The sequence below is a fragment of the Herbaspirillum sp. RV1423 genome (assembly GCF_000577615.1).
Lineage (GTDB): Bacteria > Pseudomonadota > Gammaproteobacteria > Burkholderiales > Burkholderiaceae_D > Herbaspirillum.
Genome location: NZ_CBXX010000036.1, coordinates 59,783 through 81,999, shown reverse-complemented (window position 1 = coordinate 81,999; position 22,217 = coordinate 59,783). Strand labels below are relative to the sequence as shown.

The window sequence follows — 22,217 nt, the reverse complement described above, 5'->3', positions numbered from 1 at the left end:
GCTATGGTGGTGAATCCGGGTGTCGCGACTTGACTCTTTTTGGAGCTACGCGATGGCGAGTATTGAACGAACGGCTTATCCTCGTTTTCCCAGAACGTTGACGTTAAAGGACCTGCAGGTGTCGTTCTCGCCGCGCCCCGAAGAGACCGAGTGGGCACAAGGCTTCTCACGCAGCCCTGACCGTCGCTTGGCGCTACTGGTGTTGCTCAAATGCTTCCAGTTCCTGCGCCATTTTCCCGCATTAGAGACAATTCCGGCCGAGGTCGTAGAACATGTGTCGGCCACTCTGGCGATGCCGCCAGCGCAACAGATCGCGTATCCCGCCGCCCATACTGCGTTATATCGCCATCACAAAGCTATCCGTACGCTCTTGGGCGTCAAGCCCTATACCGATGCGCAGACGCGCAACTTGGCCATTAGTCTTGCACAACAGGCAGCTGGTGTAGTGGAGACACGTACCGACATCATTAATATCACCATCGAAGAACTGGTGCGCCTCGGCTACGAGTTGCCGGCATTTCGTACATTGGACGAAATTGCCGAACAAGCGCACACGGCAGCCGAGTTGGAACTACATGGGCGCATTGCGCAGCGCCTGCGTTCGAAGCAGTGCAAGTGGCTCGACCAACTTCTAGCTGCCGAACTGCCGGTACGTAGAACACTGTATAACCAGATCAAACGCTCGGCAAAGAAAGCTTCACGCAAGCACCTTGACCTAGTGCTGGATCAACTCAGCTGGCTGGAATCGCTGCCGGACAGCGACATGCTGCTGGAAGGCGTGCCGGCGACTAAGCTCAAGCACATGGCAGATATGGCCTCAGTGCTCGATGCTGGCGATATGAAAGACCTTCGCCCAGCCAAGCGGTACACGTTAATTCTGGCGTTAATTCGTCAAATGCGTATTGGTGCCCGCGATGACATTGCCGAAATGTTCATTCGTCGAATCGGTACGATGCATAAGAGCGCGCGCGAAGAACTGCAGGCAGTTCAGGCGCGTCAGCGTGAACTCAGTGAAGAACTGGTCGCCACGCTCGAACAAGTGCTGGAGATTCTGGCCGAAGGTCTTGACGACGCTGCCACTGGCCAACGTGTACGCGATCTGCTCGCGCCACACGGCGATCTGGAAAAACTACGTGCGGACTGCGAGGCAATACGCGTATGGGGTGGTGGCAATCATCTACCCCTTCTTTGGAAGCCGTATAGCAGTTGGCGCCCCGCGATGTTCCGTATGGCGAAGGTCCTACAATTCCAGGCAGCGACCGCGGATCGCAGCTTGCTTGATGCGCTCGATGTGGTACTGGAAAACGAGCACAAAAAATCCGAGTGGATCCCCGACGAAGTCACGCTCTCTTTTGCTTCGGAGCGCTGGCGCAAGCTCGTACGCCGCTCGCATGGATTAGGCCATCCCACGAACCGGCGTTATCTGGAAGTATGCGTGTTCAGCCACCTTTGTAGCGACCTGCGTTGTGGAGATGTGTGCATTGATGGTTCCGGCGCATTTGCCGACTATCGGAAGCAATTGCTGCCGTGGCAGGAATGTCAGGCGCTTCTCCCTGCGTATTGCGATCGCATCGGTATCGCTGACAACGCACATGATTTCGTTGACGGCCTCAAGAAGTTGCTTACTGACACCGCAGCGGAGATCGACAAAGAATTCCCACAGCATGCCGGCGACGTCACCATTGGTAGCAACGGCGAGCCGACCTTGCGGCGGACCACTGCGCGGGAAGTGCCAGCCTCGGCCATTGCCCTGCAGGCAGCCATCGAGAACCGTACTGTGCCGCGTAATTTATTGGACATTCTGGCCAATATTGAGCATTGGACCGGTTTTACGCGTAATTTTGGTCCACTGTCCGGCGACGAGCCTAAGTTGCGTAACGCGCGTGAGCGTTACCTGTTGACGGTCTTCGCAATGGGATGCAATCTCGGACCGAACCAGGCTGCGCGCCATTTATCGAACGGAGTAACGCCGCATCAACTGTCTTATTCGAACCAACGGCACATGGGCCTTGAGCAGCTGGATAACGCCTGTCGCGATCTCACTGAGCTGTATCTGCGCCTGGAATTACCTAAACTCTGGGGTGAAGGCAAGAAAGTGGCTGCCGACGGCACGCAATATGAATTTTACGAACAAAATCTTCTCGTTGGCATGCATTTTCGGTATCGCAAAATGGGGGCCGTGGCCTACCGGCATGTCGCCGATAACTACATCGCGAACTTTCGCCACTTTATTCCGCCCGGCGTGCTCGAAGCCGTCTATGTGATCGAGGGCTTGATGAAGGCCGGCCTGAGCGTGCAGGCCGATACCGTCTACTCTGATACCCACGGCCAGTCAGAGACCGTCTTCGCTTTTACGTATTTGCAGGGCATTCAACTGATGCCTCGTATCCGTAATTGGAAAGATTTGAAATTCTATCGCCCTGAAAAGGGCACGCGTTACCGCCACATCGACCGATTATTTACCGATGTAGTCGATTGGAAACTGATCCGCGATCATTGGAAAGATTTGATGCAAGTCGCCATTTCGATCCAGATGGGACGCATCCCGTCACCGATGTTGTTGCGCAAACTTAGCCATGAAGGACGGCATAACCGCCTTTTCGCGGCAGCACGCGAGTTGGGGCGCGTATTGCGCACGGTTTATCTGCTGCGTTGGATCTCCCGTAAAGAAATGCGGCAGGAAGTGACTGCTACAACCAATAAGATAGAGTCCTACCATGCCTTCACCAAGTGGCTTGATTTCGGAGGTGACGTCATCGGCGAGAACGATCCGAACGAGCAGCAGAAACGGCTGAGGTATATCGACCTGGTAGCTTCGGCAGTGATCTTGCAAAATACGGTGGATATGATGAAAATTATGCAAGATATGTATGCCGCCGGCGAACCGATCTCTGTCGCCGACGCAGAATTTATGAGTCCGTATGGGACTCATGGCGTCAAGCGATTTGGCAATTACCACCTCGATTTGAAACGGCCTCCTGAACCTTGGTTGAAAGAGTCGCAGTTTCGGGAAGCTGCAAAACGCGCGAAGGCCGCAGCAGCAGAAAACAAACGCACCGAAAAGCCAGGAGATACCGCATGAGCAGCACCGAAAGTACGGTCGCAACCGCCTATGGACGTTTAGATAAAGCTGCGTTAGAAGAAGCCCGGAACACTTACGACACAAGTGCGCTACTGAGTATCGTCGACGAGTTGCATGAGATGATCTTGGCCGCAGGAGAGAGTGATGGCCTTCGAGAAATGCTGTTGCGTTTGCATGGGATGGCGCATTCAGTCATCAACGGCGCTGGATTGTCGGTAGCAACAGACGAGGAGAGTTTGCCGGAACTAGCAGCTGAAGTGATATCCGAAGTCCAGGAGATAATTTTTACGTTGCAAAAATGGGTCAGACGGATTGAGCCGCTAGAAAAGCTTGAAGCTAAACACTGACAGTGTGATAACAGAGTTGGCTCCACAATTTATCACGAACTGATTCCATTCTTTCTTATATTGAAAATAATATAAACAACTGGATTTATATTACTTTTAGGCTTATGTGTCATTTCTGGCCTTATCCCGGCTCACCCTCTTCATGGCCAACTGCGCCGCATTGGGTTTGCGGCCGTTGCATCCCTGATTTTTGTTCCGTTCGCTACGTCCCAACAGCTGCCGGCGTTGCCCTTCAATATGGACGGTAGTGCTCTCGAAGCATATGCAGGCAAGTCGTCGTCGGTCGGTGCAGCTCTCGAGCCAGGCCTTCGGCTTATGAACGCAGCGCACGGATATTGCAAATCTATTGGGCGAGATCAGCCCCAGGATCTGCCAGTCTGCATAAAGACCGTCGTTGACGACACCATTAAGATGCTCGGCGAACACCGTGTGCTGGTGCCGAAGAGATGAGCGTCGTCAAACCCGCGCATTTTCTCCTCGACCCAAGTACATATTTTCGACTTGCCGTCTGTTTTGCCATATTTTTTGGCCCGGTTACGCTCGGTTACGTAGTCAAAAGTTACGATCTAATCAGCGCCGGCATCTTATGGTTGTTGTTTTCTTCCACGGTAGAAGCGTGCATGCGTATTGTCGTCAGCGCTTTCTGTCTTTTGATGACACTTAATGGCAAGAGGACATCAGCCGGCGACTTTGAGTGGCGCCGAGGATCCACCGTCTTTGAGTTGAATGTCGACTGGAACTCGTACCGTGCCGTCAGGCACGCCCCTGATCTTCACTATCTTCGGCGCCATCACGAGCAAATTATTCGATATTTTGTGATACTTACACTGGTTGTTGGAATGCCGTTACTGGCAATAACGTTCGCAGTTGCGCTTATTTCCAACTACGTCAGTTTTAAATGTCTGGTGCGTGAAGCAGGAAAGTCGTAAATCAGGCAAGATTTGAGTCACTTTTTGGGTTCTTGAAGTATGGATTCGTCGTCGAAGGTTATCGCATCATCCGTGTCTCTCGCAGGTTTAGCTGCCGAAGAAACGTCTGCACTATTACGAGATACGTTAGGAATCGCTCAGGCAAAGGCCCAGCGCGTAATTGTTTTCGACGCTGATCGGAATCATGAGCTCGTTGTCCTCGGGATGGGCGGAGGTGTTCTAGGCATCTCCGATCAGCACGAACTCACGCTGACGACGCAACCGGCCGACGACACCGTCTCGGTGACAAAACCGGTACGGCTGCTTCAATCGCTTCCCGAATTTCTTGACGTGAATTTGGTCGATTGGTTTCTGCTTTTCGGCACTGAAACGTTTGAAAAAATGTCACATGATCTGAAGTCCTTTTTGATCGATCTCTCACCAGGTGCCGGGACGACGGCATTGTTCGATCATATCGAAGAAGTCGACAAGCACTTGTCCTTGGCCATCATGCTCAGCGAATTGATTCGTAAGTGGATGGACCAAGGCGTGAACGTAGCGATGGCAGGAAAAGCTAATTTCGGTCCCTTGGGCCGGATATCGGTAGAAATTGGCACGAAGGACGTGTTTCAGTGGTAATTGGGGCTTTGAGCCCTCAGTAACGCATCGGTAGCTCGGCCGCAAATCAAGCATCCCTCCTCAGAGATTCATCTCAACGCAGGCTTCACCCTGTCGTCTGGTCGCATACGCGGCAACCCCTCATTTCAATCAAACAAGTCCTACAGCGGAGGCATTTTGGACGCCTTAAATCTTTACAACGACAAGAGAATAACCACCGTAAACGGCCGCGGGTGCGATGTAAGCATTCAACGGGCTGATGATCTGGATCTCTCATGCATCACGTTCATTCAGGAGCTCGGTGGTACCGTATATGCAGCAGATATCGGCTCCGCGGGAGGAGGACAAGCATTGCGCATGGCGGAAGCGGGTGCATGGGTCCTTGCCGTCGACGTCGAAGACTACTCACAGCAGTTTTTATCGGCAGCCGAAAGCAGGGGCGTCAAAGATCTGTGCCGCTATGCCCAGGGTGATGCGGCAAATTTTGCCCTTGTCAGCTACGCTCGGTTCAACATAGTCTCGTCGCAAAGAATGATCCATTATTTGCCATTCGCAGAAGCGCGAAAGATGTTGATCGGGATTCGGCAGTCGATGGCGCCAGAAGGTCGGCTCTACTTGTCGGCATCCGGAATCAGGAGCGAGCTCGGAAATAATTACGCCGGCGCCGGCGTCGCATTGCAGAAACGATATTTCGAGCTGGACTCCACTATGGCTGAAAAACATGACATCCGCGGGAACGTCTGCCTGTATTCCGAAGACGACTTCGCCGAACTCCTGACCGGGTGCGGATTTCAACCACTTTCTATCTACTCTTCAGCGTTCGGCAATGTGAAGAGTGTGAGTACACCGTCGGTGTCCTGATCATGAGCGCGACGTTGACTATCGGCAGCACAAACATTGATGTGATCGTACGCGCAAACAGCGAGAGCAAACCCCATCACAAAGACAGAATGGGTACCGTATCAATAGAGGTCGGTGGTTCGGCTACAAACGCAGCCTTGGGCTTTCATCGTTTAGGCTGCAGATCGCGTCTGCTGACTGCAATGGCCAGGTCACCCTTGAGTTCAATGCTGCAGTCTTGGTTGCAGAACAGCGGCATTGACCTCATTTGCGACGACCTCCCGACTTCTGACCTTGGAGCGTTTGTTGCCCAACTCAATGCAAAGGGTGATTTGGAGAATGCGATTAGCCAGACGCCGGTTGAGAGGCATACATTTACGAGCGAAACTTTGGCTAGGGCATTGGCCGGCATTGAGGTTGTCGTTGCCGATGCTAACCTGTCTGAAGAGACCTTGTTGGACGTTGCAAACGCAACCCAGGCATTGAGAATTCCGCTTGCTGTCATGACCGTTTCGGAAGACAAAGCTCAACGTGTGCTCGCCGTCCGCGGGAAAATTCAGATGATTCTCGCCAATCACTTGGAAGCCGAAAAGCTCATGTCCGAGATTGGCGCCACGGACCCCGGGGAAATTGCAGAGCACATGCAATGTCTCGTTATTGTCACTCGGGGCGAGCGTGGTGCCTCTGCCTATTTTCCTGACGGCAGGAAAGAACGTATCAAAGCGCCGGTACTAGATAATCCGAAAAATTACCTCGGGTTCGGAGATGCTATGACGTCTGGCCTTGCGCTGGGAGTGCTTGGTCGTGGACTAGGTGTGCAAGAAGCAACCGACCAGTTTGCGGAAGGTCTTATCCGTGAGATTGCCACTTCTACTTCCTGCAATGGCATGCCAGGTGCCATCGCCAATATCGTTGAAGTCCTCGTAGACAAGGGACAACGTGATCACCTCACGCATTTGCTTTTACGCGGCGGCTTTGAAGATGCGTTTCGTCGATTGAAAGGGCCGACAAATACGTTGTTGGCTATCGACGTGGACAGATTCAAGGCTGTCAATGACCAGCACGGTCACGAGAGCGGCGACAAGGTGTTGGCTTTAATTGCCCAGGTAATTCTCGACAACACACGTACCGACGATCTGGCCGCTAGATATGGTGGAGATGAATTCTCTCTAATTTTGACGAACACACCAACGTCAGAAGCTCGTTTCGTTGCTGATCGGATCCGCGGTGCTGTAGAGGCCGCGAACCTGTATGGAGTCACTTTATCGATCGGCGTCGCCGCCATTCTCCCAGAGGACACCTTGGCGACCGTAATGGCACGCGCCGACGGATCAATGTATGAGGCTAAAAGGTCCGGGCGGAACAAGGTCGTTCTCGTGGATTGATTTCTTTTCGATCTTCGATATATTGTGGCTGTTACCAACAAACTCAGACCAATAACCATGAAATTGAGCACATTCATCCGTACTGCTGTCGTTGCGATTGCCTCCCTGGGCGTTCTGACAGCCTGCAATAAAACCGAACCGTTGACTACGGAGAGTGCGACAACGGTGCTGGCGGACTACTATAAGACCAACAAGGATATCTGCGCCTACCTCGGAGACTTCCCCGTTTCTGTTCCGACCCGGGAGCTGTCGCCTGCGATTACCTCCATCATGACCGACGGACTTCCGGCCCGTCTGCTGGCGTTGGAGTCTGTCGCCCTCGTCACCCGCTCGAACGGGTCTGAGGCCTCCGGAGGGCAGTTCAAAGTGTCGACGCCCGTCGCGAAATTTGATTTGACGACCGAAGGCAAAGCCCTATACACAATGCGGGAGCAAGAAGTTTTGGGCACTACTGGCGGCACCAAGAAAGTCGCACGTAATGAACTCTGCTTCGCTACACGTGCCCTCGATAGCATCGTGAAGGTTCAAGAAAAGCCAGTTGATGGCAAACCTGATCGCGCTGTCATCACATTCAAGTTGAAAATCGAGCCACGTGGTTCGTGGGGAGAATAGGGAAAACGGAAAAAATCGGGCGCTAAGCCCTGTTACCGATTCTTGAAGTCCGCAGCGGCCGATATTTTTCTCATCAACCTTCTTGCTCTTCCTTCAAATGTAATATCCGGTCCCGTAGATGTGCTCCCAGGCCAACGAGGACACGAAACTGCAGCATACTGGCGTCGGGGAGCTGCCAGGACCGCGCGCAACCTGTGTCGCCCGCTCCAGAAACACCGCATGCCAAAGAACGATGGCGCCCGTGTTACGGGACAAAGCCGAGAAAGTGCGGGCGCCTTGAAAGTAACGCCACGCAGGTGGCGATCGCCTTTGCTACGGGGCAGGAAGCAGATCATTCCTTCTCCTTGCACGACCTCAACATATTCCGCTTGCAGACGGGCCAGCTCATCGCCACGAAAGCCGCGCCAGAACCCCAAAAGCAGCAGTGCGCGGTCGCGCGTATGCCGGAGCTCACCTGCACGATCTTTGGCGGTCTGCGCCGCCGTGATCGCAGTTTCGAGCCATGCATCGACCTGGCTGAGTTGGCCTAGTTGGAATGGTTTGGCACGTTTTTCCTGTGCTGGATGTTCTGCCTGGATGCCCCGGAACACTTTGCGCACCAGCGGAGCCTTGGTGGGATCAGGAAAACCTTGATCGAGATGCCATTGTGCGATGGCGGCCAAGCGCTGTCGCAGGGTATTGATCGCCAATGTTTCCGCGTGATCGGCAAGATATTGAGCGATATTGTCCGCAGTGGCCGGCAGAAATCCGCCCCATTCGACTTCGTAGTGTCGTAAAGCGGATTGATAGCCGATCCGCGTGTTATCGCGGGTGCCGGCTTGGACGTAGCGGTCTATTTTGTTCATGGCGGCCTTTAGCGACTAAAGCCTATCAGTACACGAAATGCGCTCAATTTTAGCGAGTTTTTTGAAATCACACACAATAACTTTTAATTATTGCATTTTAATATTACTTCAAAACTGATTGAATTTCATTGTAAATTAGTATGTAATTACGTGGTACGTAATACATAACTTTATTTGAGCTGGAGTACCATGGCCCGTAGCGGATTACTGAAGTCAGACGTCAAAAAAGCGCGTGATTCCTTGGTCGCGCAGCGGATTAATCCCTCCGTAGACGCCGTGCGCGTCGCATTGGGCAATACCGGCTCGAAAACAACCATTCACAAATATTTGAAGGAACTGGAGGAAGACGGTACCGGCAGCGTCGGTACCCGGGTTTCTCTGAGCGAGGCGCTACAGGATTTGGTAGCTCGGCTAGCCGCGCAGTTGCAAAGTGAGGCGGATACGCGGATCGATGAGATCCGCACGCTTGGAGGCGAGAAGGAGCGCCAGCACGCAGCCACAATTGCGGAACTGCAGGCGACGATCATCGCATTAAAAAATCAGGTAAGCCGCCTGGAGGCCGATTCCTTTCATGAAAGAACGACCAAAACAGCGCTGCAAGAGAGCCTCCAGCAGGAGACGGTCGCCCGACACACGGCCGAACAACAGGTCAACGATTTGAAGGAGCGCCTGGCCGAAAACGAATCCCACCGCCAATCGCTGGAAGAAAAGCACCAGCACGCACGCGAAGCCTTGGAGCATTACCGGCAGTCGGTAAAAGAACAACGCGATCAGGATCAGCGTCGGCATGAGCAGCAAGTGCAACAACTGCAAGCCGAAATGCGCCGGCTGCAGCAAAGCATCATTGTCAAACAGGATGAAGTAACCCGATTAAACCAGGAAGCGGCACGTCTGGTCGGCGAACTTAATCATGCGCAAAAGCAGGTATACGACCAACAACTGCAGCAGCATCAGTTGGCCCAAAAAATCGAATCTCTGCAAGCCATTGAACAGCATTATAAGGTGCTGGAACTGCATGTTTCCGAGAAAAATGCACACGCCGAGGCGTTGCGGGAACAGCTTGCCCTGGCCACGTCAAAAGCGGATCATTTGAATGATCGGAATCGGGAAATGGAATTGGCTTTGGCGGCGATGCAGGCAAAACTCGACGCGCAACAAGGCTTTACAAACGAACTTCGGGCTTACCTGGATGCACGTGAGAGTCCCGCCAACAGCAGCCCATAACGGTATCAAAGCAGTCGTGTTCGACGTTTTTGGCACCTTGATTGAAATTGGATCATAAAATTTAGTTCGGTTACGGCTATGTACTACGACTTCATGACTCTGGCGCCTAACGACTTCGAGGCGCTATCTGCTGACTTACTCGGAAAGGCTTTTGGTTGGCGGTTAGAGGCTTTCAAAACAGGAAAAGATTCTGGAATAGATCTTCGTCATGCTTTTTCTCAAGATGGCCAAGGTGACGTAATTATTCAATGCAAGCGATATGCGACGAATAAGTTCAGTGACCTTTTGCGCAGTTTAAAAAATGAACTGACGAATCTCGCTATTTTGAAGCCGGCTCGCTATATTATTTCCACGTCAGTAGCACTTACTCCATCGAACAAAAAACTGATCATTCAAGCGTTAGATCCCTGGATCCGGTCATCAGACGATATCGTAGGACCTGACGAGCTAAATCAGATGTTGCGTGCCTATCCTGAAATAGTCGGCTCACATTTTAAACTCTGGATTTCGAGCACAGCAGTACTAGAAAGAGTTCTGAATGCGCGTATTTTTGCACAAACGGAAGCCACGCTTGAAGCCACTCGGCAATATGCCAGCAAACTTGTTGTGCACGCGGGATTAAATAGGGCGTTGGATATACTTCGGGCTCGCCACCACGTCATGGTGGTCGGAAATCCAGGAATCGGCAAGACTACATTGGCGCGTATGCTTATGTGCCACTATATGGAGGAAGGCTTTGAACCAGTATGGGTCGTTGGAAACATAGAAGATGCCTGGTCGGTCATTCACTCTGCCGTTGGCTCAGAGCGAAAATTTGTCATTGTCTATGACGATTTTCTTGGCAGACTCCAGTTTGACACAGAAAAGTTCGGAAAGAACGAGGATGCATCGTTACTTTCCCTTCTAGATCGGGCTGCAAGACTACCCAACCTACGGTTGATCTTAACTACGCGAGAATACATTTTTGCCGATGCCAAGCGCCTCCACGGTACGCTCGACGCTAGGGCAGGGGACATTATCAAATACACGCTATCGTTGGCTGTATATTCGCGGCAAGAAAGAGCTCAAATGCTCTTTAACCATCTCTATTTCTCTGACCTACCAGATTCTCGCCTTAGAAAACTTGTTGAAACGGGTGCTTATCGTAACGTTATCAAGCATGAGCACTTTAATCCTCGAATCGTAGAGAGCGTGAGTAATTTCGCGAACAGTCAAGCTTTGAACGACGAACAATATTTGAAGTTTTTTGAGAGTGAATTCGATAATCCCGCCAAGCTGTGGGAAAGACCCTTTTCCCGAGAAATTGGTGCTATAGCTCGCCAAACTTTAGTGGCTTTGTGGAGTTTCGGAAAACAAGCTGAAATTGGTCTACTAGAGAAATCTGTTCGCAAAATGAATGCAACTCTTTCGGGTGTAGATTTTCGCCTTCAATTTGAGGATGCGCTTCGCCAACTCGAAGGGAATTTTACGATAAGCAATCGTTATCCGGCCCGTGAACGACGCAAGGCATATTTGATTGTCGAATTTCAGAATCCTTCGATCGAGGAGCTAATTGAGAGTGTCGTGATCGATCAACATTGGATTCAAGAGCTTATATCTGCTGCGGTCACAATAAATCAGGTCCAGATAATTTCCCGAGCAATGCAGCGAAGGTCGGATATCGCATCCCGAGAGCTATGGCTAAAGTTGCGTGTTAGTGCAACTGCATGCGAAGCCATCGATGCCGGACGGCTTTTCAACTATCAAAGATGGGACGAAAGAAAACCTGTGCGTACTTGGAGTTATGACGAACTTTCCAAAGCCGAAATTCTATTGTATTTGTTGCAGCTAGAAACATTTGCTGACTCAGAAGATTATCGCCAAGAGCAACTGTATAACAGGGTGCTCACAGAATCAGGGTGGTTCGACTTACTGGAGGCACTTCCAGGAGACACTGAAATTGCGTTTTCCACATATAAGTTGCAGCAATGGATAGTCGAGTCTAGCGGTTGGCCGGCAGAACGTATCTCGCTTGCGGAGCAAAGTTTCCGCTCTGGCCTAATTAAATTGTTTTCAATAGACCACGCATGGCCTATAGACGTCGTCTCAATTGAAACTCTCGCGGACGCCGCATCATTCGTGAATAAATCCTTCTACGCGAATGAAGTCGCGGTCATTGCGGAGACCGCGAAGCAAGCTACAGTAACAGCGCAGCAGAATGGTTGGGATCTATCAATTCTACGTGATGAAATAGAGGCTCTAGAACATCTCGGGCGTAGACTCAATATAAGTTTCAGTCTAGTTCTAGAGCAGCTAAGAGAAACAGTAGAGGCACGCGAAATAGAAGAAGAAGCGAATTTTGATCAGCAATTGCCTGCTGATAGAAAGAGATTTGATGAGCGGATGGAGAATTTGGATGTGGACCAATTATTTCAAAGTCTGACAGAACGATAAACCGTTATATCCAAAAGCTTCTGCAGCTACGGGGTCTGATTCAGCGTAATACAAGGCCCACAAGAAAGTACTCCCATGACGTAAAGGTAAGTGTTAAATCCACTAGCGCCCAGATTTCGATTGGGCGCATACATTTACGTAACTTCTCACCATAGATTTACGTTAGAGCACTACATGGACTTAGCCACGGTCATGAACACCAGATTACATGGGGTTCGGTTTGACATAATGTAAATTATGCGAAATCTACCATGCTGCAAATTCTCAAAAATGTTCACCAAGGCAACATTTCTTTACCCCGTTGCCGATACCTCTTTCAAGCCCACAAACTCGAAAAAGATCATGCGCTACCCCAATACCCGATACGGAAATCCCACCGAATTCCAGTACTACGCCCAAGGCCAGTTACCTAAGGACATCGCCAAGCGCCTGCGCCGCTCAGAACACTCGGTCAATCTCTGGCTAGCCGGAAAACGCCGCATGCCGTGGTGGATTCCTGAAATCCTGCGACTTCAACGCCTCGAATATGACATGTGGATGCGTCAGGCCGGTCTAGGACGCATGCGCGACAAGCTCGGCACGGTCAGCGCTGACGTTATTGAATTCAGCGGCGCACGGCCACCGGCCAAACCGTTGAGACCAGAAAACGGCCACGGCGACAGCCAGGTCGCTTAATTTCCCATCAATGCTATACTTTTAACTAAGGAGAACCCGTGGCAACAACTTTCTTCGATACACACGACTATGTAAAGCGCCTTGAGGAATCCGGCATTCCCACCGCCCAAGCCGAAGCCCACGCAAAAGTACTTGCAGAAGCTATGAACAACGAACTATTGAAAAAAGCTGATCTGAACGAATTCCGCGCCGAAGTCAGAACTAAATTCGCCGAAGTCGAAACCAAGTTCACCGAGGTCAAAGGACAATTTGAGCTACTTAAATGGATGCTCGGCTTTATGCTGGCCGGGACTGTCGCTATCCTATTTAAGATTTTTCACTGACTAAATACCAAGCACAAAAAAACTAAAGCCCCGCAAGGGGCTTTTTTATTATTCACTAACGACTGCTATTCGGGCTAACTTCGTTCTCTGAAAATTTTACGACCGATGTCGCGTGCCTGATGAAGAGGAAGATCATAAATCACACTTATCAAAATCACACATTCAGAGGCCTTAATTCCATCAGCCAATGCCCAACGAAAAACCTCTTCAGCAGTTGCGCCCTGAAATTTCATTTCAATATATGGCCTACGGTCTTTGTGAAGCATGTTTATCAAGAAGGCGGAAACTCTCTATTACCTCAATAACTTTTTCAATGAAATCATCCGCCGCAGTTGTTCCTGTCAGATCAGAGCGAATGGTAGCAATCTGACGCTGAAGTAAATTCTGGAAGAGTTTTGATTGCTCGGGAGTCTGGACTGCACACAATGAATAGAGAATAGCTTTGATGCCAGCTATTTCCACACGCATATTTTCGCTAAGGTCGCGATTCATCAATTTATCCCTTTCCGTAATTTCTAGAGTTGAATAACGACTTCTCGGCGGGACGAAATAAATTTACATTCCAGCAGCTAGTCTGCTTAACGCAAGCGGGTCCAATATCTGGACTTCTCGGTGCCGCACCTCAATGACACCATTCTGTCGCAGTTTACTTATCACTCGGCTGACACTTTCCGAGGTGAGGCCTAGATAGTTGCCGATATCCGAGCGCATCATGCGTAGTTGAAAACAAGTCGCAGAATAGCCCCGCGCCGCATAGCGGACTGACAAATTCACCAGAAAGGCAGCAAAGCGCTGTTCTACGCTCATATTACCGAGCACTAAAATGATATTTTGCTGACTAACAATCTCCTCGCTCATTATGTGATGAAAATGACGCAATAGCGACGGCATTCGGCTAAACAGCATTTCCAACTTAGAAAATGGGATTTCGCAAACCTCACTATCCTCTAATGCAACCGCATTGCATTGATAGGCGCTACTATTAATTGCATCCATTCCCAACAAATCTCCTATCATTTGGAACCCATTAATCTGAGTACCACCGTCAGAAGATATTTGGTAAGTTTTGAAATGGCCAACACGTATGGCATACAAAGAATTAAAACTATCCCCAGTGCGATAAAGATGTTTGTCGCGCGATACCTTACGACGACTAATGATGCTGTCCAAATATTTAGTATCTTCTTCGTCTAACCCGGCCGGCAAACATAACTCACGCATTCCACAAGAGACACAATTTCTAAACACCGCATCTTCACAGGGAAGGAATGTATTTGATAGCAAAGCTTGATTCATATATTACCTTCCCCCAAAAATGTCGGCGTAGTAAGTGCGTAGAAGACTTAGAACGGGATTATTCCAGATTCATCATTATTACATGGAGCGGTTGCAATCCAAATTACATCAAGAATATGACCTCTGGATGCATCAGGTCGGACTTGGACGCATGCGAAACAAACTCGGCATAGCCAGCGCTGACGTGATCGCTTTCAAAGACATACGGCCACCCAATGACCTACCGGCACCACCTCAAATCAGCCACGGCAAAAGCCAAGCTGCTTAATACCCCATCAATGCTATACTTCTAACCAAGGAGAACCCGTGGCAACAACTTTCTTCGATACACACGACTATGTGAAGCGCCTTGAGGAATCAGGCATTCCCACCGCCCAAGCCGAAGCCCACGCCAAAGCACTTGCAGAAGCCATGAACAACGAACTAGTGAAAAAAGCAGACTTGAACGAGTTCCGCGCTGAAGTCGGAACCAAGTTCACCGAGGTCAAGGGACAGTTTGAGCTACTTAAATGGATGCTCGGCTTTATGCTGGCCGGAACTGTCGCTATCCTGTTTAAGATTTTTCACTGACCGAATACCAATCATCCAAAAACTAAGCCCCGTAGATCGGGGCTTTTTTTTTCTTTCATGCATTGAAACTGAAATTAGCGTTGACGCTGTGGATGGCCAGACCAATCGCCGACAGGTAAAACACCGGTCGGGAACACTCCTACCATACGGTGCTTTTTTGGCGGCGACAGCATCCCACTCTGTCAAATTTACACAACGGCCACCTCCGGCATTGCCGAAAGCTTATTTACCAACAGAGCAAACGTAGTCGCCCCGGTTGCCTGTGCCATCGCATCCAATTGCTGTGGCGATGCCTCAAACATTGCCATCTCCATTGCTTCGCGTTTTTGTTCCGGGTTGGCGTTAAGGGAAAGAGCGCTTCTCAGCAGGTAGAGATGTTTTTGGACTGTTTGTTGTTTATCGGAAGATATGCCGCCCATGACTGCCGTTTCCACCTTCTGCTGCTTCTCGGCGGATAACGCGTTGAAAACCACCCTACTTCCATCTTCAGATGGCCCGGCATTTTCCGGTCCTGACGCATGCGCGTTTACGATATTTTGTATCTCCTGAAGAGCCGCTAAATGCTGCGGAGCGGCCCGCTCACGGACGAAGGACTGGGCCTGCCTCTGCTGCTCAGGCGAAGACTTGTCCCACAGCACTATTGCAGCCTGGTTACGCATATCCACCATCACCCGGTCGATCTCCTGCTGTCTCACGTCGTCAATGCCATCAGTTCGCGCAGGCAAATGAGCAGCCACGCGTATTCCATCCTGCAACATCACTATCTGTCGCGGAAAAGGCTGCGCGTCAGCCGCATTGGCGCCGGGCAGGGACGCCGCCTGCGGGTTGTCAACGGCGCCGCTGGAATCCTGCATTTCCACCCCTACGCCAGCTTTTTGTGTATCGGTCGAGGGACGTGGACTTACCGGCCGCTGCTGCTGATCCATGAATTGTCTTGAACCGCGCAGGTTAACGGGCGCGCGTTGTTCTTGCTCATCTTCCGTGCGGATGCTATCCCGATAATCGGACAGTTTTATATGCAGTTGTGCTTCATTGAAAGGGGCAGTGACAATTTTTATTGCCTCGACATACCCGCTTTGCTTATTGACGGCGAAGCCGATAGCGCAAAGGGCACGGTGCGCTACATGAGGATTTTGAAATCGCAGGGTCAAGTCCGCTTGCAGGGGATTACGAGTGCTATCCTTGACGTGCATGACGTCATCGCGTTGTCCATGCCTGAATACGCGCAGACCCACCTCCAGAAATTTAATCGCATGCGCGTCCATGTCGACGTGCGCATATTGCAGAAATTTCTTGTCGATTTTCACGTCGGGAATTTGCGCCGTGGCGAATAGAGGCAGCACGGCCGCAGACGCATGAATATTGCGGTCCGATTGCCGACCATAAATCATGCTGTCCAGTGTATCGGTCCCGTACGCAGATTGCGGCTCGTTCGGCGTGGCAAATGATGCATGCAGAGACTGATTGTGTCCAATTGTAACTGAGGGATTCATAACACTCACCTATAAAAAATACTGAAAGGAAAAGACGAAATTAAAAAGCGGACGAAAGAAAACGATACGCCTTTGAGGAACGGCGTTAACTTCCCAATATGTTCATTGAGTTGCAATCAACAAAAAAAAGTTCTAAAGCAAGAGCGAATTCTTTTGGCTTTGTCGCAATAAAAGGGGGAGGTTGATCGAAAGCGGCGGTGGCCTCCCAGAAGCTCAAGCGGAAGCTATTTCTGAAGCAATCAAAAATGCTTCTGAAACTGGTGATACGGTTTCGAAAAAAGACCTGCAAATCGAACTGGCTCCGATCAGAACCGATTTGACGCTCATGAAATGGATGCTAGGTCTTATCGTCGCAGGCGTCGCCGCCCTCGTCCTGAAATCGTTTTTCTGACGGCATTACGCTCCAAAAAACCAAAAGCCCCGAAAGGGGCTTTTTTTTTATACTCTCCTAATACACATGTAATAATCAATCACATATCAAATAAACAATAAAGGAAAAACATGTTTGGTCAATGGACGGGACACTATCAAGATGGCGAAAACAAAGGCCAAGCGATTTTAAATCTTGACGACTGTGATACTCATTACAAAGGCGTCATGTTCTTGAATACGTTTTCCAGCGAACACCCCGGACTACAAATAAACGTAGAGTTCAAAAAACCAGTTCCTAAACAGTTTCGCTTCACTATTACCAAAGCAAACTATTTCCCTTTGAACGAAAATACAGGGCTGGGTTATAACTCGTGGCCAGAATACGAACAAAAAAAACCGAATAAAACATGGCCAGAAACAATCGTCATCGATGCAAAACGATCCAGCGCATCACTGACGTTTCAGTGGAAAACGAATACAGCTCAAACTGGAACTATCAGATTGGATGCGCCCAGAAAAGGCAACTCAACACTTGATTCCAGTAAATTGACATGGGACGAATTTAAGGCTCGCGTACATAAATTGGAGACGCGACGTTATATTTTTAGAGGTCAAAATCAGACATGGCGTTTACGTACCTCGTTTCATCGAACACACCGAGCCAATCTCTTCACGTTTATGAGCGAGGATATACAAATCCTTCATCGCACTCTAAGCGGAAGAACAAAGCATATTTTTAATTTAGAAGTGCCTCAACAAAACGGAGCGTTTTTTAATATGCTTCAACATCATGGCTACCCTACTCCGATTTTAGATTGGACTCACTCACCTTATGTTGCGGCTTTCTTTGCCTTCAGAACGATTTCAAGCGAAGAATCAAAGAAAGCAAAAAATAAGGATAAGCACGTCCGCATATTTGTCTTTGATCGTAAAAATTGGGTCACAGACATTCCTCAAGTAATGCTTCTAAATATTAGCCTTGAACATTTTTCAGTTTCAGAATTCATGGCTTTAAACAATGACCGCGTAATTCCTCAACAAGGGATAGCGACAATAACAAATATCGATGACATCGAAAAATATATCGAACGCACTGAACAGCACCGAGCGAAAAAATATTTGCAAGCAGTAGACCTACCTTGGAGTGCCCGAGATAAAGTCATGACAGAGCTAAGTCTTATGGGCATTACAGCTGGTTCGCTGTTTCCCGGAATTGACGGTACTTGTGAAGAGATGCGAGAACGACATTTTAGAATTTAACTTCGACAACAAATAGAGAACACCGCCATGCAAGCACTATTCCTCGGCGCAGGCGCTTCATACGACTGTGGCATGCCGATTGTCATCGAACTAACATCAGAGCTAAGACGATGGCTCACGCCAGAAAAACTTTTACGATTTAACGCCGGATGGCGAACAATGGGAATCGGATGGCGTGATCACACAGTCCTTTTTTTGCACGAGCTATTAAAAGATAAAAGTCGGCATTACGAGAACATAATCGGAGCAATTCAATCTCGCTATAACGGAGAGGTGGACCAGAATGTTCGCAATGAATGGCATTCCATATATCTCTTTCTTTGCCAGGCTATACAAGGGCTTTTAGTAGAAAGACAAATAAAAAATTCCCTCTTTGCACAAGCAGCATTGGATGACTATGAAGGTATAAAAGTCTTACTTAAAAAAAATAGACCTCTGTGGATATTTTCTCTAAACCACGACATCATGATAGAGATACTATCCGCAAAATATTCCATCCCTATTAAAAGCGGATTCAAAGAAAAACTTACTATCGAGATTAATAGCGATACTGAAAAAGGACATGAAGTAAATTTTGAGAAGCTATCTCGTATTGCCATTAGCAACAACGACTATGATTTTTTCAGACCCGGAGAAGACGGAATCAACCTCATAAAACTACATGGTTCGCTCGATATCTTTGGTGTTGGTGATGAATTGAGTTTTCTAAAAATTGCCCCTCATGCTAATGATCCAAACTTCTACGTAAATCAGCTGGACCATATCGAAAAGATCAACCGCGACATATCATTAAAAAGCAAGGTACATACTAGAAACGAGCACGTACACTTGGATAGTCAGGGAGAGATTCAATTTCTTCGAGACACAATTCTCAGCGGTGGCGAAAAATTTACACGGCAGTCACTACAACTTGCCCCAAAAGAATTTTTGCCACTCTTTGAAGATTACCTACATCAAATATCAGAGCTAATTTGCATCGGCTATGGTTTCGGAGACGATCATATCGACAGCGTGATTGCTAAATGGTTAGCTAAAGATGTGACAAGAACGCTAGACATAGTAAATCCCGGTATAGACGCATGCCCGAATAAATATAAACATCTATCTCAACAAGTAAAATTAACGCCTAAATTTACAAACGAATTCTTCCTCGATTTAGACAGAACTACAGACACCCTCACCAGAAAGTGGGCTAGAAATTTTCGTTCAAAAAATAGAGAAAGAATGCGAAGAGAATTGCTACAAGAATAGTAAGCAAAACACTCCTTCAATTAAAATGGCGCGGTTTCCTGATATCGAATAGAGTTCGGAGCTGTCGCTATCCAAATCACATCGAGTGCTTTGTTATACCAAAACTGTGCGCCATCAAGCAGGCCTGATGCGGCAATAGCAAACGCCGTTTGCACGGCACCAAGAGACGTAACGCTAGCGATAGGCCAGCTTTGTACCTCCGGCTTGGGAATTCCTCTCGACGCGAAATAACGCTTCTGATCTAGTTCGCGACAATCCATTTCTTTTGCGCAGTACTTGGCGATGTACGCAGCCAGTTTATGTACGCCCTCTTTTCCAAATCCGAATTTGGTTGGATTGCGCACATCGATGTTCGACATTGAGCGCCCTTGCTCATCGACGCCAACAATGCTCGACCAGATCGAACGCAGCAAGTGATAGGACTGGCGACCATTCACGGCCACACGGAAATGCAACGCGCCGCGCTCTTGCTCCTCAATAACGGCCACGTAGTGGAATTCTCTGTATTTGCGCATACGTCGCCGGAATCTGTCCCAATGCTTCAAGGCCGTTTCGCGGTCGGTCATATTCGCCCGGTACGTCAACGTGATCATGCGATCAGCACCGATGGTCTTGCAGGCTTGGCGCACCCTCTTCTTCGCCGCCCTCCCCGCTACCGATTCGTTACGCTCACGGTTCTCTGACTCGCCGCGCTTAGTACGCTTTTCTCCGGTCGGAGCCGGGCCTATAAAGTGTTTTTCGCAGTAGACGGTTACTTCCATCTCTGGCGACAAATCAAAAATGACACCTGAACTGCGATATTCCACCGACTGGACCGGCGCATTGCCATTGCCCGACCCACGTTACATTAAAAGCGGCCGGTGTACTGCGGGTGACCGTCTTTTACCAATAACCAAGTAGCTTCCACCAAAGGCCGCCGATGACACCGAAAATCAGCAATTCGATCACGCACATCACAAAACCGACACGCCACCACAGGCCCAGCGAGACATAGCCACTGCCGAAGATGATTGGAGATGTGCCAGTAGCGTAATGCGTCAGTGTCATCATGATGGCCGATCCTGCTGTCATCAGCAGCATGAATGGAATCAAGTAATGGGCTGGCAGCAGTTGCGCGCCAACAGTTAGAAATGCAAGCAGCATGGCACTAACGTGGGCGGTCGTGCTGGCAAAAAAATAATGCGAGAACACAAACACCAGCAACAGCACTAGCGCAATTGATGTCCATGGCATGCCGCTGGCGACAATCAGGTTCTTCATGCCATCAGAAAACCAGTTGATGACACCCATCTTGTTCAATTGCTCAGCCATCATCACCAAGGCCCCAAACCACACCAATGTATCCCAGGCACTTTTCTCTGAAAGGACGTCGTCCCAATCGATGGTGCCGGTAATGATCAGTGCAAACAAGCCAAGAAAAGCAACAACGGTAGGATCAAGATTGAAGGCTTGGCCGAACAGCATGGCTGGAACATTGGCCCATAACACCAGCAATATGGCAAAGGTTCCCAACATAACCTTCTCCTTCGGCGCCAATGGCCCCATCCTGGCCAATTCAGTGCGCGCATAGTCGATTGCATTGGGGGTTGTTTTCACCTGCGGTGGTGCCAGCATATAGATTACCATTGGCATGAGCAGCAGACACACCAGGCCTGGTAACAGCATACACGTTGCCCAGGTGGCCCAGGACAGGTGAAAATTCTGTTGAGTTACTTTGGCCACATAGTCCACCACCAGCGGATTTGGAGCTGTCGCGGTCAGAAACATGGCAGACGTAATTGGGTTGGCGTGATAGTTTACCAGCGCTAGGTAAGTCCCTACCTTCCTTTCGGTCCCATGTGCCGGGTCTGATTCGAAGGCATTGGCGATGGAAAGCATGATGGGATGGACGATACCGCCACCGCGGGCGGTATTACTCGGAGTGAATGGTGCCAGCACCAACTCACAGAGCGTCAGACCGTAACCGATACCGATGGTCCGCGCGCCAAGTAGTGCAATGAAGATTAAACCGATCCGACTACCCAGACCGGTTTTCTTCAAACCGCGGGAAATCAGAATGGCAACGACAATCAACCAGATCAAGGGACTGGAAAAGCTACTGAGCGCGTCGGCCATGGCGGCCTTGGATGAGCTTGCAGTGACCTGCGAAAAGGAAACAATCACGATGGCCATCATGGCCATGACACCGATCGGCATTACTTTCAGAATAATCGCCACAATCGTGGTCAGGAAGATGGCAACCAGCCCCCAGGCTTTGGGGGTCAGCCCATCGGGCGCAGGAATCAGAAGCAGTGAGATTAATACCACACTGGTAATCAATGCAGGTACCAAGCGAAAAGGCACCGCCTGATTGAAGTAGCGGAATGTTCTTTTTAAGTGTGCAAGCATTGTGGAAAACCTTTTGAGAATTGCACGACAGCAGGGATGGATGCTGATCCGGGCTAACCATGTCTAACCTGTGCAGGTCGGCATGGTCACGACTATGCGGCAATTGCTGGTTCTCTGCTTTGAGGTATATCAACTTCTGTAATTACGTCCCGTGAGAGGAGTTAGTGTCCTGTAACGGTCGATTCAGTAGTGATGCGTTTGCTCGTGTCGAAGTATTTCCACTTCACGGGCATAGGTTTCTCGTTGTACTTGCGGATGTAACGCATGAGTTTTTTCTTGAGATCGGCAACGGAAG

Annotated in this window: 21 protein-coding genes; 15 read left to right on the top strand and 6 right to left on the bottom strand. The window is 49.6% G+C overall.

Annotation, left to right across the window (positions count from 1 at the left end; all coding sequences use genetic code 11):
- Nucleotides 1–52: 52 nt before the first annotated feature.
- From RV1423_RS23150 to RV1423_RS23115, 7 genes are all read left to right on the top strand, one after another.
- Entirely contained in the window at nt 53–3,082 is a 3,030-nt protein-coding gene (locus tag RV1423_RS23150) for a Tn3 family transposase (RefSeq protein ID WP_034301970.1), read from the top strand.
- Nucleotides 3,079–3,429 (top strand): Tn3 family transposase post-transcriptional regulator TnpC, encoded by a 351-nt coding sequence (tnpC, locus tag RV1423_RS23145; protein ID WP_034301968.1) that lies wholly within the window; start codon nt 3,079–3,081, stop codon nt 3,427–3,429. Before RV1423_RS23150 ends, tnpC begins: the two co-directional genes overlap by 4 nt.
- Before the next feature lie 446 nt (nt 3,430–3,875).
- Nucleotides 3,876–4,358 (top strand): hypothetical protein, encoded by a 483-nt coding sequence (locus RV1423_RS23135; protein ID WP_034301964.1) that lies wholly within the window; start codon nt 3,876–3,878, stop codon nt 4,356–4,358.
- Nucleotides 4,359–4,430: 72 nt separating this feature from the next.
- Nucleotides 4,431–4,976 (top strand): hypothetical protein, encoded by a 546-nt coding sequence (locus RV1423_RS23130; protein ID WP_155835229.1) that lies wholly within the window; start codon nt 4,431–4,433, stop codon nt 4,974–4,976.
- Nucleotides 4,977–5,132: 156 nt separating this feature from the next.
- Entirely contained in the window at nt 5,133–5,816 is a 684-nt protein-coding gene (locus RV1423_RS23125; protein ID WP_034301958.1) for a bifunctional 2-polyprenyl-6-hydroxyphenol methylase/3-demethylubiquinol 3-O-methyltransferase UbiG, read from the top strand.
- 2 nt (nt 5,817–5,818) lie between these two features.
- Nucleotides 5,819–7,180 carry a PfkB family carbohydrate kinase gene (locus tag RV1423_RS28695; protein ID WP_081768964.1) on the top strand — a complete coding sequence of 454 codons (1,362 nt, stop codon included), beginning with the start codon at nt 5,819–5,821 and terminating at the stop codon, nt 7,178–7,180.
- A gap of 57 nt (nt 7,181–7,237) precedes the next feature.
- Nucleotides 7,238–7,792, top strand: a complete 555-nt coding sequence (locus RV1423_RS23115; protein ID WP_034301956.1) for a hypothetical protein — start codon at nt 7,238–7,240, stop codon at nt 7,790–7,792.
- A 32-nt stretch (nt 7,793–7,824) separates the two neighbouring features.
- On the opposite strand, the gene RV1423_RS30060 is transcribed toward RV1423_RS23115, so the two are convergent.
- A complete protein-coding gene (locus RV1423_RS30060; RefSeq protein ID WP_155835228.1) occupies nt 7,825–8,637 on the bottom strand; it encodes a hypothetical protein in 813 nt (270 codons plus the stop codon).
- A gap of 189 nt (nt 8,638–8,826) precedes the next feature.
- On the opposite strand from RV1423_RS30060, the gene RV1423_RS23100 reads away from it, so the two are divergent.
- From RV1423_RS23100 to RV1423_RS23085, 4 genes are all read left to right on the top strand, one after another.
- Nucleotides 8,827–9,861 carry a DNA-binding protein gene (locus RV1423_RS23100; RefSeq protein WP_034301948.1) on the top strand — a complete coding sequence of 345 codons (1,035 nt, stop codon included), beginning with the start codon at nt 8,827–8,829 and terminating at the stop codon, nt 9,859–9,861.
- Nucleotides 9,862–9,939: 78 nt separating this feature from the next.
- On the top strand, nt 9,940–12,294 hold the full coding sequence (locus RV1423_RS23095; RefSeq protein WP_034301945.1) for a restriction endonuclease: 2,355 nt from the start codon (nt 9,940–9,942) through the stop codon (nt 12,292–12,294).
- Between the two features lie 270 nt (nt 12,295–12,564).
- Nucleotides 12,565–12,969, top strand: coding sequence for a hypothetical protein (locus RV1423_RS23090; protein ID WP_051516878.1), 405 nt, complete (start codon nt 12,565–12,567; stop codon nt 12,967–12,969).
- 38 nt (nt 12,970–13,007) lie between these two features.
- Nucleotides 13,008–13,292: a DUF1640 domain-containing protein gene (locus tag RV1423_RS23085; RefSeq protein ID WP_034301943.1), complete on the top strand. Its 285-nt coding sequence runs from the start codon at nt 13,008–13,010 to the stop codon at nt 13,290–13,292.
- A gap of 246 nt (nt 13,293–13,538) precedes the next feature.
- On the opposite strand, the gene RV1423_RS23080 is transcribed toward RV1423_RS23085, so the two are convergent.
- Together RV1423_RS23080 and fnr are read right to left on the bottom strand one after the other, a co-directional pair.
- Nucleotides 13,539–13,784 carry a hypothetical protein gene (locus RV1423_RS23080; RefSeq protein WP_034301940.1) on the bottom strand — a complete coding sequence of 82 codons (246 nt, stop codon included), beginning with the start codon at nt 13,782–13,784 and terminating at the stop codon, nt 13,539–13,541.
- A gap of 63 nt (nt 13,785–13,847) precedes the next feature.
- Complete coding sequence (gene fnr, locus RV1423_RS23075) at nt 13,848–14,588, bottom strand: fumarate/nitrate reduction transcriptional regulator Fnr (protein WP_034301939.1); 741 nt, start codon at nt 14,586–14,588, stop codon at nt 13,848–13,850.
- Nucleotides 14,589–14,894: 306 nt separating this feature from the next.
- Between fnr and RV1423_RS23070 the strand changes: the two genes are divergently transcribed.
- Complete coding sequence (locus tag RV1423_RS23070) at nt 14,895–15,158, top strand: DUF1640 domain-containing protein (protein WP_034301937.1); 264 nt, start codon at nt 14,895–14,897, stop codon at nt 15,156–15,158.
- Nucleotides 15,159–15,346: 188 nt separating this feature from the next.
- Here the strand turns inward: RV1423_RS23070 and RV1423_RS30055 are convergent, their stop codons facing one another.
- Nucleotides 15,347–16,651, bottom strand: a complete 1,305-nt coding sequence (locus tag RV1423_RS30055; protein WP_155835227.1) for a hypothetical protein — start codon at nt 16,649–16,651, stop codon at nt 15,347–15,349.
- A gap of 181 nt (nt 16,652–16,832) precedes the next feature.
- Between RV1423_RS30055 and RV1423_RS23055 the strand changes: the two genes are divergently transcribed.
- The 3 genes from RV1423_RS23055 to RV1423_RS23045 all read left to right on the top strand — a co-directional run bounded on the left by RV1423_RS23055 (nt 16,833) and on the right by RV1423_RS23045 (nt 19,534).
- Nucleotides 16,833–17,042, top strand: coding sequence for a hypothetical protein (locus RV1423_RS23055; protein WP_051516877.1), 210 nt, complete (start codon nt 16,833–16,835; stop codon nt 17,040–17,042).
- 110 nt (nt 17,043–17,152) lie between these two features.
- Nucleotides 17,153–18,283, top strand: coding sequence for an FRG domain-containing protein (locus RV1423_RS23050; RefSeq protein ID WP_034301931.1), 1,131 nt, complete (start codon nt 17,153–17,155; stop codon nt 18,281–18,283).
- A 27-nt stretch (nt 18,284–18,310) separates the two neighbouring features.
- Nucleotides 18,311–19,534 (top strand): hypothetical protein, encoded by a 1,224-nt coding sequence (locus RV1423_RS23045; RefSeq protein ID WP_155835226.1) that lies wholly within the window; start codon nt 18,311–18,313, stop codon nt 19,532–19,534.
- Between the two features lie 20 nt (nt 19,535–19,554).
- Here the strand turns inward: RV1423_RS23045 and RV1423_RS23040 are convergent, their stop codons facing one another.
- The gene (locus tag RV1423_RS23040) at nt 19,555–20,340 is read right to left on the bottom strand and encodes a hypothetical protein (protein WP_231502488.1); all 786 of its coding nucleotides are present in this window, start codon (nt 20,338–20,340) and stop codon (nt 19,555–19,557) included.
- Nucleotides 20,341–20,416: 76 nt separating this feature from the next.
- Complete coding sequence (locus RV1423_RS23035) at nt 20,417–21,922, bottom strand: DASS family sodium-coupled anion symporter (protein WP_034301926.1); 1,506 nt, start codon at nt 21,920–21,922, stop codon at nt 20,417–20,419.
- Nucleotides 21,923–22,217 lie beyond the last annotated feature (295 nt).

Bases quoted from the DNA above. Each gene is read 5' to 3' on its own strand.
- RV1423_RS28695 (WP_081768964.1), top strand. From the start codon at position 5,819: ATGAGCGCGACGTTGACTATCGGCAGCACAAACATTGATGTGATCGTA.
- RV1423_RS23080 (WP_034301940.1), bottom strand. From the start codon at position 13,784: ATGAATCGCGACCTTAGCGAAAATATGCGTGTGGAAATAGCTGGCATC.
- RV1423_RS23035 (WP_034301926.1), bottom strand. From the start codon at position 21,922: ATGCTTGCACACTTAAAAAGAACATTCCGCTACTTCAATCAGGCGGTG.
- tnpC (WP_034301968.1), top strand. From the start codon at position 3,079: ATGAGCAGCACCGAAAGTACGGTCGCAACCGCCTATGGACGTTTAGAT.
- RV1423_RS23150 (WP_034301970.1), top strand. From the start codon at position 53: ATGGCGAGTATTGAACGAACGGCTTATCCTCGTTTTCCCAGAACGTTG.
- RV1423_RS23045 (WP_155835226.1), top strand. From the start codon at position 18,311: ATGCAAGCACTATTCCTCGGCGCAGGCGCTTCATACGACTGTGGCATG.
- RV1423_RS30060 (WP_155835228.1), bottom strand. From the start codon at position 8,637: ATGAACAAAATAGACCGCTACGTCCAAGCCGGCACCCGCGATAACACG.
- RV1423_RS23100 (WP_034301948.1), top strand. From the start codon at position 8,827: ATGGCCCGTAGCGGATTACTGAAGTCAGACGTCAAAAAAGCGCGTGAT.
- fnr (WP_034301939.1), bottom strand. From the start codon at position 14,588: ATGAATCAAGCTTTGCTATCAAATACATTCCTTCCCTGTGAAGATGCG.
- RV1423_RS23115 (WP_034301956.1), top strand. From the start codon at position 7,238: ATGAAATTGAGCACATTCATCCGTACTGCTGTCGTTGCGATTGCCTCC.
- RV1423_RS23095 (WP_034301945.1), top strand. From the start codon at position 9,940: ATGTACTACGACTTCATGACTCTGGCGCCTAACGACTTCGAGGCGCTA.
- RV1423_RS23135 (WP_034301964.1), top strand. From the start codon at position 3,876: ATGAGCGTCGTCAAACCCGCGCATTTTCTCCTCGACCCAAGTACATAT.
- RV1423_RS23090 (WP_051516878.1), top strand. From the start codon at position 12,565: ATGTTCACCAAGGCAACATTTCTTTACCCCGTTGCCGATACCTCTTTC.
- RV1423_RS30055 (WP_155835227.1), bottom strand. From the start codon at position 16,651: ATGAATCCCTCAGTTACAATTGGACACAATCAGTCTCTGCATGCATCA.
- RV1423_RS23050 (WP_034301931.1), top strand. From the start codon at position 17,153: ATGTTTGGTCAATGGACGGGACACTATCAAGATGGCGAAAACAAAGGC.